General features: G+C 43.8%; 8 protein-coding genes. 3 read left to right on the forward strand and 5 right to left on the reverse strand.

Going from position 1 to position 12,654, the window contains the following annotated elements; all coding sequences use genetic code 11:
* Positions 1-89: 89 nt before the first annotated feature.
* From ACX0G9_RS13705 to ACX0G9_RS13720, 4 genes are all read right to left on the reverse strand, one after another.
* Positions 90-3,539: a TonB-dependent receptor gene (locus tag ACX0G9_RS13705; protein WP_459065486.1), complete on the reverse strand. Its 3,450-nt coding sequence runs from the start codon at positions 3,537-3,539 to the stop codon at positions 90-92.
* Positions 3,540-3,780: 241 nt separating this feature from the next.
* Positions 3,781-4,908: a FecR family protein gene (locus tag ACX0G9_RS13710; RefSeq protein WP_459065487.1), complete on the reverse strand. Its 1,128-nt coding sequence runs from the start codon at positions 4,906-4,908 to the stop codon at positions 3,781-3,783.
* Between the two features lie 114 nt (positions 4,909-5,022).
* Positions 5,023-5,559 carry an RNA polymerase sigma-70 factor gene (locus ACX0G9_RS13715; RefSeq protein ID WP_459065488.1) on the reverse strand — a complete coding sequence of 179 codons (537 nt, stop codon included), beginning with the start codon at positions 5,557-5,559 and terminating at the stop codon, positions 5,023-5,025.
* Between the two features lie 279 nt (positions 5,560-5,838).
* Positions 5,839-6,885: a mandelate racemase/muconate lactonizing enzyme family protein gene (locus tag ACX0G9_RS13720; protein WP_459065489.1), complete on the reverse strand. Its 1,047-nt coding sequence runs from the start codon at positions 6,883-6,885 to the stop codon at positions 5,839-5,841.
* 245 nt (positions 6,886-7,130) lie between these two features.
* Here ACX0G9_RS13720 and ACX0G9_RS13725 point away from each other — a divergent pair, with 245 nt between their 5' ends.
* Positions 7,131-7,805, forward strand: coding sequence for a T9SS type A sorting domain-containing protein (locus ACX0G9_RS13725; RefSeq protein ID WP_459065490.1), 675 nt, complete (start codon positions 7,131-7,133; stop codon positions 7,803-7,805).
* Between the two features lie 71 nt (positions 7,806-7,876).
* On the opposite strand, the gene ACX0G9_RS13730 is transcribed toward ACX0G9_RS13725, so the two are convergent.
* Entirely contained in the window at positions 7,877-10,594 is a 2,718-nt protein-coding gene (locus ACX0G9_RS13730; RefSeq protein WP_459065491.1) for a 4-alpha-glucanotransferase, read from the reverse strand.
* 250 nt (positions 10,595-10,844) lie between these two features.
* On the opposite strand from ACX0G9_RS13730, the gene ACX0G9_RS13735 reads away from it, so the two are divergent.
* On the forward strand, positions 10,845-11,000 hold the full coding sequence (locus tag ACX0G9_RS13735; protein WP_459065492.1) for a hypothetical protein: 156 nt from the start codon (positions 10,845-10,847) through the stop codon (positions 10,998-11,000).
* Between the two features lie 69 nt (positions 11,001-11,069).
* On the forward strand, positions 11,070-12,654 hold a 1,585-nt coding region (locus ACX0G9_RS13740), incomplete at its 3' end, for a MutS-related protein (protein WP_459065493.1).

Consider the following 12,654-nt stretch of genomic DNA (forward strand, 5'->3'; position numbering starts at 1 on the left):
TTGTTTTACCGAAGGTCTTTTTTGACAATATAGCCCTTCGGCTAAAACAATGTCAATGATGGGCCTTCGGCCGATGGACAGGTGGTCCATCAAAATGTCACTTTAATACCTGTGTTAATAACTCTCGCCTGTGGATAATACTGGCCATTGCCGCTGGTGGATTCAGGATCCCAAATCTTCATTTTATCCCAGGTTATCAGGTTAAGGGCATTGGCATAAATACGGAAATTCGTGATGCCGAGCCGACTGGCTATTCTGGAATTCAGGTTATAGCCCAGTTCGATATTCTTCAGGCGGATATAATCGCTGTTGCGCAGGAAATAAGTGTTATTGCCGGCACCGCCGCCTGTATAATAAGTGTCGCCTCTGTTGGCCAGACGCGGATCCGTGCTGCTGGGATGATCTACGGACCAACGATGATCGTAGCTATATTGCAAATAGTTGCCGATATCACCCGATTCCGTACCGAAATAAAGCAATCCGCCCGTTGCTCCCTGGAAAAGAAGATAAAGATCAAAACCCTTATACTCCAAGCCGGCATTAAGACCGCCGCTAAATATCGGATCACGGTTTTTATCCAATCTTACCTGGTCATCTCCATTGATCTTGCCATCTTTATTGACATCCCTGAACTTCATATCTCCGGGCCGTAGGGTACCAGCTAAAGAAGAATAATCCACTGTGCTGGCATCAATTTCCTTTTGGTCCTTAAAGACACCATCATATTGGTAAGCCAGGAAATTGGCGCCATTGCTGCCAAAAGAATGTCCGGTGGCTTTCTGCCAGGCTGGCGCTCCTGTAGGTTCATCAATATATAAGATCTTGTTCTTGGCATAACCTCCATTCACACTGATAGAGAACTTGAGTCCGTTAGCTATATCTCCTTTATACCCGAACAGAAACTCAAATCCCTTATTTTCCAATTTGCCCGCATTGATAGGAGGCAAAAGACTGCTGATACCGGAACTTCCGGGAACAGAGCCCGCATGGATCAGCATATTCGAACGTTTATTGTAAAAATAATTCAATTCAAAGTTGACCTTGCTATTGAACAAATTTCCTTCCAAACCGATATTGGTATTCCGGCCGATTTCCCAGGTAAAATTCTGATTGGGTACCACCGTCTCCAAAAGCGTTTTTAATACCTGGTTATTGATCACATAGGAGCCAAAATTATATAGATTGGCGAAGGCGTATTCCTGTAAGGAGCCATTGTAATAAACCTGATCGCTACCCATCTGGCCATAGGAAGCCCGTAATTTCAGGTAGTTTACGAATGGTGCGGCGGATTTAAAAAAGTTTTCCTTCGAAATATTCCAGCCCGCCAGAATACCGGGGAAAAAGCCGAAACGTTTTTCCTGGGGAAAAATATAGGAACCATCCCTGCGCCATAAGAATTCTGCGATATATTTTTCCTGGTAATTGTACCCAATCCTGCCAAAATAACTTTGCCGGGCACGCTGGTAACCTGCGCCACCGGCTTTTTGCTGATCGGAACCGCCTGCAAAAAGCTGATCAACGGCAGGGGAAATAAAATACCGGCTGAAGGCATTAAAACCGTCATCATTTACCACTTCTTTGGTCGTACCAACCAATAAATTGAAGGTATGATCACCAATGGTATGATCGTAACTGAGCAATCCGGTGAGATTGGTGTTGAGCTGGTTCTCATCCATTTGCGTAAGCCTTGGATCGGTAAATGTGGAGCGGACCGATTTAGTCAGCAGCGGAGTTTTGCCATCAGCCTCATAGGTTGCATGATCCCAGAAATACAGATACCAGGGAGTCTCCCATCTTTTTCCCCAGGTATTCAATTTATCCACGGCTCCGGATAAAGTCAATTTTAAACCGGCGACCCAGGGATTGGTGATTTCCACTTTTCCATTGGATTGGAAATAATCTTTTTTCTGTTTGTCATATCCTGTTTGATTGGTCGTGATGACGACAGGATTCTGACCATTCTCAATATCAGGACCCGGCATGCCATTCGGCCATATTTCTGGTTCCGTAGGTTTGCCGCGCATCAGCATCCGGAAAATGGATCCTGCACTTTGGGTGGGATAGAACCGGTATTCTTCCCGGATAGCCAGTCCAATACTGGCATTGACCCATTTGTTGACCTTTGCGTCGATGTTCGTGCGAAAATCGTATTGTTTATAACCGGTTGCGGAATTTTTATAGTACCCGTCCTGGCTCACGTAGCCCAGAGAAGCAAATATCCGGACATTTTCCGACCCGGTGCTGATTTGAATATTATGACGGGACTGGGGAGACCAGGTCTTTAAAGCACCTTTAAACCAATCGGTATTCGGATGACCCCAGGGATCGGTCCCCGCCGCCGTTTGTTTGATATAATCCGGGGAATAAGGGGCATTCACCACCACAGAATTATCTGTGCGGGTATAACTCCCCGTTTGTTTAAAGGCAGACCATCCGGCATCCCATTGGTTAGCCGGTAAATTATTAAACAGGGACAGTTCATTGTTGATCTCTGCATATTCAGGACCATTCGCCAATTTGGGTATCCGGGTTGGTTGTGCCCAACCCTGGTTGAATTCATAGGTTACCTGTGGTTTACCGACCTTGCCATGTTTAGTCGTAACCAGGATAACCCCATTGGCACCCCTGACCCCATAAATAGCCGCAGAGGCATCTTTTAAAATGGATACATTATCAATATCGGACCCGTTTAAACGATCGATGCCGCCGGTACGATCGGTTATACCATCAACGACAATAAGGGCATCATTGTTACCGATTGTATTCGTTCCCCGGATCTGGATTTTTGACCCATCGTATCCAGGTTCACCGCTGCTTTGTATCGCTATGACGCCAGGCAGACGACCAGCCAGAGAATTCGAAAGGTTAACTGCTGGTGACCTTTCTAACTCCGCCCCTTTTACGACGGCAACAGCTCCCGTTACCGTTACTTTCTTCTGGGTTGCATATCCCACAATTACTATATCCTTCAAGGAATTATCTGCAGACTGGAATTTTACGTCAAGCGTTGACCGTCCTTTGACATAAAATTCTTTGATGCCAAAACCAACATAACTAAATACAAGAGTGGCATTTGGGTTAGTCACTTCAAGCGAATAGGATCCGTCCTCTTTGGTGATGGTTCCATTATTCGTTCCTTTTTCCATAACGCTGACGCCGCTCAGCGGTTCGCCTTTATCATTGGTAACTCTACCGGTTAACTTCACGGCCATCAGAGTTTTCTGGTTCTCAGCAACCGTTTCCCGGGTGATGACGATGAGATTTTCGCTTAACCGGTAATACGAAAGATCCGTGTTTTCCAAAACTTTCTTCAAAACATCCTCCAGATAGGCATGTTTAACTTTGATGTTGATGGATTGATCCTTTGGCAAAATAGCGTCCCGGTAAACGAAACGGAAAACGCCTTGAGCCTCAATGGCTTTAAATACCTTTTTTAAGGGCGTTTTTTCCAGTTTCAGACTGATATTATCCTGTCCGAAACCATTGGCATAGGCCTGCGTGGACAGGATAAAAACAAGTAAAATAGCAAGCTTCGTCATCAGCAGGTGTTTGATGATTACACGGTTCCTATCTCGCGATAGGCCGCTACCGGATTTTTTCATAACTTAGAGTTGATTTAATGAGGATCTGCTCAGACCTGAGCGGTATTTTTCGTTACACAGGCGGAGGATGCAGCAATCATCTTCCGCTTTTTTTATAGGCAAAAATTCATGTGACTTTTTTCATATACAAGCAGTTTTGGTGATAAAAATGATCGTCGGTGTGTTAATTCGTTGAGAGCTATAGTTTTATTATAACTTCCTTTTTATTGATCAGGTATCTGAAATTACCCGTTAACCGTAAGGCTTCCATAACCTGTTTAAGACTTTCATCTTCAAATACTCCGCTGTACTGCGTGCTTTTCAGACTTTCATCGGTGATCCGCACTTTTACATTATACCAGCGTTCGATTTTAAGGACCACCTCTTCCAGGCTTTCACCGTCAAATACCAGTTTGTTTTTTACCCACATCACCTCAGAAGCGGTACTATCCTTTTTTTGAAAATGCACTTTTCCCACTATCATGATGGGTTTTTTGCCATCTTCCTCCTTCTGGTCGGTTTTGGCTAATGCACTGGAGACAACTGCCTTCTCATTTTTAACGACCAATTTTTCATTGGGTTTCAGAATTATCTTCTTATCCGGGTGATTCCGAAGAGTGACCTCAATGGAACCACGGATGAGCACGGTTTCCGTATTTTTTTCATTCGTGTAGGACCGTATATTCAGGCTGGTTCCCAGTACATTAACATCTATAGAAGAGGTATGGATGATAAACGGGTGGTCTTTGTCTTTGGCCACATCGAAATAGGCTTCACCGGTTAGCTGGACTTCCCGTGAATTGCCAGCTCCCTGAAAGTTTTCATTATAGGTTATACGGCTATCTGCATTCAACCATACCTGGGTCCCATCCGGCAATTGTATCTTGGATTTGGAACCCGGTTTGGTACTTACCGTGTTTTGGGCTATTTCTTTCTTTTCTTTAATGCTGCCATCCAGGCTAAACAACACCACCAAACCGATAATTGCAGCTGCCGCCCCGATAGTTGTCCATAACCAGCGTTTTTTGGGTATCAGCCTAACCGGGTCTTCCGGAAAGACCAGTTCCTCTACCTCGCTTATCGTTTCATATTGCAAGGCCGGTTTGGCAAAATGATTGCTTAATCTTAAAAGGTGTTTATTCAGTGCCTCTTCCTTTCTGACAGATAGGCCAGGATGTTTTTCCCGCCAGATATTATTGAGCATATCCAGTTTTAGCCCCATTTCCGGAGATGCCTGTAGAAGAGCATCCAATTCCGACAACTCCTCCGGAGTCGCTTCCCCGGACAATTTCAAACTTACGAGCAGCCAAAATCGATCTTCCTGCATAATTACGGTCTATGCCCTATAGACAAGATTCATATTGCCGATGTACCAAAAGATTTAATTTTTTTTTGACGGGGTAAGGAAAAAAGGAGGAGGGAAATTGAAATCAGGAAAAGATCAGGAAGAAGAAAACTTATTGGAAAGGGCAAAGTTTGGCTGCAGGTAGGCGGGCAGAGTTTCACCGATCTTACGGATGGCTATGGCTAATTGATTTCGCACCGTCAGCGGAGATATATCCATTATGGCAGCGACTTCCTTATAGGCTAATCCTTCTTCTTTGACGAGTTGAAAAATCAGCTTACATTTTGGTGGAAGCTGGTCTATTACCAGCCTGATTTGTCTGACCATATCTGCAGAGATACAGAGCTCGGCAGGTCCGTTCAGGGCAAGGACAGGCTCTACGTCAACCGTATCCAGACTGATGATGGTGTTTTTATAATGTTTGGTGATATAGTTAAGGGAGAAGTTCCTGGCGATGGTAAAAAGGTAGACCCTTATGTTATCAATCTCCAACAGCTTATTACGGATCTCCCATACCTTAATAAAAACGTCTGAAACGATCTCTTCGGCAACTTCGACCGATTTGACAAAAGAGTAGGAAAACCGATGCAGGCCGTCATAGAAAAGATCATATAGCCGCCCATAGGCTTTCATATCTTCATATAAAGCAATGCGTTCCTGAATTTCTCGTATAGCAGCAAGTTGGTCCAATGGTTGCGATAAACTGTTGATCTGGTAATCCGGTCAAAACGATCGATCAATTCCGGATGTTAAAGGAAAGTTAAACAGATTCTTTGAATTTTGCTATTATTTTTAAATGTTAGTTATACACATAATTGTTACTGAGAGGAATTTACTATTGTGGTGAATTTGTTAATGTGGTGAATTGATCCGACTACTTTCTGCAGAATTATTAGTCAGCAGCCGGCGGGATCAGTCTTTTGGAAATATACCCGCAAATTCAATTCCCAGGCCTGCTGTAGCGGGAATAGTAATTTTACCCTGATCATAATGGAGACCGGTTGCCAGGTCTTCTTTCAGCAGCAATGGGCCATCCATATCCACATAATCAAGTAGCGGCAACAGATGAGCAATGGCTGCACTGCCGATCGTGCTTTCATTCATACTTCCTACCATTACTTTCATTCCCGCCTGTCTTGCCGCATCGATCATCCTTCGGGCAGGAGTGAGACCGCTGCATTTTGTCAGTTTTATATTGATGCCATGAAAATGCCCCTGACATTTTTCCACGTCCTGTTCATGAACGCAGGATTCATCGGCTATCAGCGGTAAAGAAGATTGTTCAAATAAGATTTTCATTCCTTCCCAATTGTCCCTGGCCAGGGGCTGCTCTACGAATTCAACCCCCAGATCTTTGAGTAAGGGGATTTTAACCAGGGCCTCCTCCACGGTCCAGCCGGCATTGGCATCCACCCTGAAAAGTGCGTTGGAATTTGCCTCTTTGCGCAAAGCCTTCATTATCCGGACATCAGCTTCCATATCTTCGGACCCACCCAGTTTAACCTTATAGATTGGCCAGGGTTTCTCCTTCATTTTCGCTACCATCTTGTCTATACTATCGATGCCGATCGTGTAATCGGTCATTGGTCCTTTGGCTCCATCCAGCCCCCATAATTGGTACAGCGGTTTTTGCCGGATCTTGCCGAAAAGATCCCAGGCCGCCAGGTCCAATGCACAGACAAGGAAGGAATTGTGAGGAAGCAAATGATGCAAATAATGCCAGTACCGCTGTGGATCGGTAAATGCAAAATTCTCTATGAATTTCTTTTTGGCTTCCAGGTCCCCGATCATTTTTTCTATCGGAATATGATAATAGGTTATGGCAGGAGCTTCCCCATATCCTTTTATCCCGCGGTATTCCAGTTCAACGACCAGGGTAGGCTGATGGGTCTTTGTTCCGCTGGAAATGGTAAATGGATGTCGAAAAGCCAGGTTGTAGGAATAATAGGTACAATTCATGGAGGCACAAATTTAAGGATTATGTTTATTCGGCGAATCGGGGAAAGAGGCTTTTCGGGTCGGTTTTGCTGCGGGAATTACTATTTCAATGGTATATTTCCGTACTTTTTTGCAGAAATGAGAAAAATATTCCCGTTCAGGGAATTTTGGTATAAGAAAATAAATCCTACCCTTTTTAGGATCAAGGGGTTAAAAACCGGCACCCTTTTTAAAGTATACTGGCATCACCAAAAATGCCGAACCTCATGAACCCTAATTACACTTTTTGTTTTAAAAGAAATCTTTTACTCGTTGCTTTTTTCGCCCTCCTTATTATTACCGGGATCAATAAAGCAGCCGCTCAAAGCGTAAGTTCGAATTCGAATATTGCACCTTCCCTGATCATGGGTTTTACCGGTGAGGTAAATGATAATAACGGCCAGCTTACCTGGATCATCGAAAATGAAACGAATATCAAATGGTTTGTGATCGAAAGATCAGGTGACGGTAGGAATTTCGATTCAATCGGAATGGTAACAGGTATAAATAATGCACATCATTTTAGTTATTCATATACAGATACCCGTTTGTTAAGTGGCTCCAACTATTACCGCCTGCGTGAAGTTGATGGCGACGGGTACTTCCGGTATTCCAAATGGATCAGTCTTATGAATACTGCCGTTTCCCCTAAAATAAAAGTATTCCCCAATCCGGCCAGTGCTGTAATCAATTATACCATTTCCAGTTCTTCCGCTGACCAGGTGACCGTTCAGATCTTTAACCTTGCCGGTGTATTGGTTGCTGCCCACCAACAACAATTGTCTGCCGGGATTAATCAGGAATCCATCGCTATATCAGCATTAAAGAGCGGGAATTATTTTCTGAAGGTCATTGACAAAACCGGTAGTAATCAGCATGTACAGTTATTCGCAAAAATTTAAGCTTATAGCTAACAGCTTGAAGCTTGTAGCTGTTAGTTTGCAATTTGTAGCTTGAAGCCAGCAGTTCTTCTTTATCTCCCGCTGCTCCCTATATATCCTTGTAATTCCTCATTGAATTCTTTTTCTTTTATCAGTTCTTCCAGGTTGAGATGAATCCGGTATCTCCAATAATGATGCGCATTAGCCGGGACATTGATCCGTTCATCGTGCGGGTTTTCCCTTCGAAAATGTTCGCTCATTCCCAAAATATCCTGTAATTGAAAAATGCTCCATAAGGCGGGTGAATGCAGATGTTGTAATACGATGGCCTTATTGATCCAGGGTTCGCAGAAAAAAGGAGCTTCTCCCCATTGTTCCAATTCCTGGTTGAAGAATTTTTGTATAAGCACTCTGTCCTCTTCCCACCATCCGCGGATCGTACTCATATCATGCGTAGAAGGAGCAACCACAGAAAGATACGGTGCTCTTCCGGGATGAGAAAATTCCTCCCCAGGGTTTTTGGGCATGCGCTGAATTTCTAAACTAAGAATCCCCAGTTGTTTCATAACATCCGGGACACAATGAGGGACCATCCCGAGATCTTCTCCGCAAACCAGCATATTTGTTGCCCTTTTCAGTGCCGGTAATTTATGCAGGGCTTCTTTTTTCCAGGCAAGATCCTGCCGGGAAAAAAAATAATCGAGATAGAGCTCCTTCAATTGTTGCTGCACAGACCAATCCAGGTAACGAAAGGAGGAAGTATTTTCCATGGCGATCCTGAAATGAAATTGCTGCTCACCAGATCCTTCTACCTCCAACAGGATGATATTGGAGATCAGATCTGCTAACCCGGATTGTATCCGGTCGTTGGAAGGGCTCTTTTCAAGCCCTGCAAAATGGTATTCCACTTTACGCTGCGTATTATAAGCTTCACGGAGGATAAAGAACCCATTATCCAACACATCCAGGTATTCCTCTTTAATATACTCCGAATCCTTTTCAAAAATTTCCCACAGAACAGCCTCATTAATGAATGGCCGGGTATATCGTTCGTAGTCGAACCAGATATGTCTGTCATTAAATTCTCCCCGCTGAACCGGAATGGCAGGAACAAAATGCCCTAATATCCCTTGGACTGCCTGCATAGGAATGCTCCAGATGCGGAAAAACCCAAGGATATGATCGATCCGGAAGGCATCGAAATAATTACTCATTTGTTCAAAACGTTGTTTCCACCAGGCAAACCCGTCCTTTTCCATCTCCTCCCAATTATAGGTAGGAAACCCCCAGTTCTGCCCTTTGATGGCAAAATCATCAGGAGGGGCGCCAGCCTGCTGTTCCATATGGAAGAGGCGGGGGGCCATCCAGGCATCACAACTGTAACGATAAACCCCAATAGGGATATCCCCTTTTACTATTATGCCGCGTTCATGTGCGTAATCAGCGGCATCCCTTAATTGAAGATGTAAATGATATTGAATGAAATAATGAAGCGCGATCGAATCATAATGTTCAGATCCCGGGGAGGCATACATTTCTATCGTTTCCTTGTCATATTCCTTAAAAGCAGCCCATTGATTAAAATCGGGTGTTCCTTCTTCATCCCGCAAACAACAAAATGCAGCATAAGAAACGAGCCAGTGCCGGTTCTGTTCAAAAAATTGCCTGTATCCGGGTTGTTTCGTGAATTCATCCTTTTGCAATTCATACAATTCCTTAACGGTTACAGATTTTATCTTCATGACCTGCTCATAATCCACATCAGGCAGGTCATTTAACTCCTTTTGTTTTTTTCGCAGGGGTTTGATCAGTTCCGCATATTTCCTGCCGGCGCATTTTTCCAGGTTCAGATAGATAGGATGCAAGGCAAACGCTGAAATAGCCGCATAAGGATAAGAATCCTGCCAGGTGTTATTAGCCGTGGTGTCATTGACCGGCAGGATCTGTATCAATTTAAACCCGGATTTACGGGCCCAGTCGACCAACAATTTTATATCTGTGAACTCTCCTACCCCAAAAGATTTTTTACTTCTTAGGCTGAACACCGGAATTGCCACTCCGGCGCCCTTCCAGCTGTTATTGGGTAAATGGGCAAAACCATCGTGTTGGATATTGACTTTGTTCTTCCTGGCGTCTCCATATAAAAGGCGATTGCCGCCTTCTTCATACCGGATGAATTTTCCCGTTTTTTGATCAAAGACCCCATATTTGTATTCTATGGGAAAGGATTCTTTTGGAATGGCCAACCGGGAAGTCCACCAATTTCCCTCCTGTACCATAAGCAGCGGGGAAATCGTATCCCAGTCCTTTAAGGCTTTGCCATTCCCCGTCAAACAAAGGATCTCGTCTTTTTTTAATAAGGGGGCCTTAACTTTAAAGATATGGGTAAAAGAGCTTCTGTGTTTGCTCTTTTCGTTTGCCTGCCCCAAAGCATGCGGAAGCAGGATCTGACGAAATGGTGACGTAAAAAATACATTTTCAAATTCCCCCGCATGATTCCAGGTGTCAATAAGCTGAATCTCTTCCTTATCAATCCCACGAAAATCCAGTTCCCGGTCCTCACCCCATTCAATAGTGCTGGAGCCATCTACATTACGCAAAATATAATAGTACCGGAGTTGATTGGCTGATTGTTCATCCATCTCCAGTTCCAGGCTGCATTGCCAGAATTCCTTATCCCGGTATTGCATGGGAAATGCCTTGGTTGGGTCATCATTTCCCAATGCGGCTGTATTCCCGGATATATACAAATTTTGACCCTTCCGGGTGCTAAACCTTAGATAAAACTCTATTTTCATCTTCCTGTTCATCTGGCAATGGGCTGTTTTAGTCTTTCGTTTCACTAGGCAACCGCTTAATGTGTATTTTTTACATTATGCAGCTAATTTATAATAAATATTCCGAATATGTCACACTTACATTCTATTTTGTTCCAGATTTATATAATAACAGGCAAGACTTAAAGAACGCAAAGGTAATCCTCGAAATTGAGAGCACGAACCTGTTTTTCTCTTTGGTTCATTACTAGTTTTGCCTTATTTTCGCACAAATTTTTAACGTATGGAACAGCAAAAGAAACATACCGGAATATATTGGCTCCTGTTTTTCCTTTCAACAGCCGCATTTATAGCTGCTGTCGCCTTAAAATTTGAATATCTGACCCTTATCCTGCCTTTCGTTTGCACATTTTTTGTGAAGGCAATGGATATCATGTAAATAATATTACTTTTTTACTATATAATTAAGTGCCACCTTTTCGGTGGCATTTGTTTTAATTCAATTCCCATGCAGAAAATGACAACCGTTCATGGCTTTTATGAAGAAAAGATTGTTACCTATTCGGAACAGATCCGCTCAATTCAAAAAAGAATGAATCTCATCTCCTTGCTGAGATTGACTGCTTTTTCAGCCTTCGCCATTACCCTTTTTTACCTGATCCGGGATTTTTCTTACCCGGCATTGATTGGCGTTATTGCCCTGTTCGGAACCTTTATCGGACTGGTCAACCTGGCTTTCCGGTTAAAAGACCGAAAATCTTTGCTGGAAAAGCTCTTATATATTAATAGTAATGAGCAAAATGTCCTTAATCATGAATTAAATGGATTTAGCGATGGGCAGGATATGCTTTCGTCTGAAAACTATCTGGACGATCTGGATATCTTTGGCAAACGATCCCTTTTTCATCTGCTGAACCGGACCGCTACCAGTCATGGTCTGGAGACCTTGGGGAACATGCTCAAACAACCTGTTTTATCCCCGGAACCGATCCTGCGTTACCAGGAAGCTGTTAAAGTCCTGGCTGATCAGGCAGACGGGCGTCAAAACATCCTTGCCAACGGGCTCATCAACCAGGAAGAGAAAGGAAACCTATACAGCGTAGTCAGTTGGCTGGAAACTGCCAGTTTGTTGCTCAAAAAAAAATGGCTGCTGATCCTGCGATGGTTATTGCCTTTTTTTAATGTCATGGGAATCCTATTTTACCTGATTACCGACAATTATGCGCCCCTTTTTGCCGGCATCCTTATCAGTTGGATTATTACAGGCAGCTTTATTAAATATAGTTCCCAACAACATTTGCTGATCGGCCGGAAACAGGCCGTCCTTGAGCAATACGCATCGATCCTCCGGGTATTTAATTCGATCAACCCGGAATCTTCTGCTCTCCTGCAAAAATTACAGGTAAATACCGGTAAAGCCCATCTGGCCATTCGCCAATTTTCAAAACTGGCATCCTTTTTCGACCAGCGATTAAATATACTGGTCAATATTTTCCTGAACAGTATCCTGTTGTACGATCTTCAGTGTATGTTATCCCTGGAAAAGTGGAAAGAAAAAAACAGAGCGCTTTTTCCCTCATGGATCGAGGCGGTAGGCCAGATCGAATGTCTTAACTCCCTGGCGACTTTCGCTTTTAACAACCCCGGCTATCATTTCCCCAAACCCGTTCAGGATAAACATTTGTTTATCGAAGCGACAGAATTGGCGCATCCGCTCATCCCTTCAGGGGAAAGAGTGCCGAATGATTTTACTATCGGACGCAATAATCAACTGATCCTTGTCACGGGCTCCAATATGTCAGGAAAGACCACCTTTCTGAGAACAGTAGGCGTGAATCTTTTATTGGCCCAATGCGGCGCACCCGTTTGCGCAGAGGGGTTTACCTTCACGCCCATGCATATCCTTTCTTCACTCAGGGTCAGTGATTCGCTGCAGGAACATACTTCGTATTTTATGGCTGAATTAAAAAAGCTACAGGTGATCATACACCGGCTTCAAAGCGGCGGGCCCGCACTGGTATTGATTGACGAGATCTTACGTGGCACCAATTCCGAGGACAAGACCCATGGGTCGGAAATGTTCATCCGAAAAT

It is taken from the genome of Flavitalea flava, from assembly GCF_054461575.1.

What these genes read in the sequence shown, in the direction of transcription:
- ACX0G9_RS13705 (WP_459065486.1), bottom strand. Translation starts at nt 3,539, where the DNA reads ATGACGAAGCTTGCTATTTTACTTGTTTTTATCCTGTCCACGCAGGCC.
- ACX0G9_RS13710 (WP_459065487.1), bottom strand. Translation starts at nt 4,908, where the DNA reads ATGCAGGAAGATCGATTTTGGCTGCTCGTAAGTTTGAAATTGTCCGGG.
- ACX0G9_RS13715 (WP_459065488.1), bottom strand. Translation starts at nt 5,559, where the DNA reads ATGAAAGCCTATGGGCGGCTATATGATCTTTTCTATGACGGCCTGCAT.
- ACX0G9_RS13720 (WP_459065489.1), bottom strand. Translation starts at nt 6,885, where the DNA reads ATGAATTGTACCTATTATTCCTACAACCTGGCTTTTCGACATCCATTT.
- ACX0G9_RS13725 (WP_459065490.1), top strand. Translation starts at nt 7,131, where the DNA reads ATGAACCCTAATTACACTTTTTGTTTTAAAAGAAATCTTTTACTCGTT.
- ACX0G9_RS13730 (WP_459065491.1), bottom strand. Translation starts at nt 10,594, where the DNA reads ATGAACAGGAAGATGAAAATAGAGTTTTATCTAAGGTTTAGCACCCGG.
- ACX0G9_RS13735 (WP_459065492.1), top strand. Translation starts at nt 10,845, where the DNA reads ATGGAACAGCAAAAGAAACATACCGGAATATATTGGCTCCTGTTTTTC.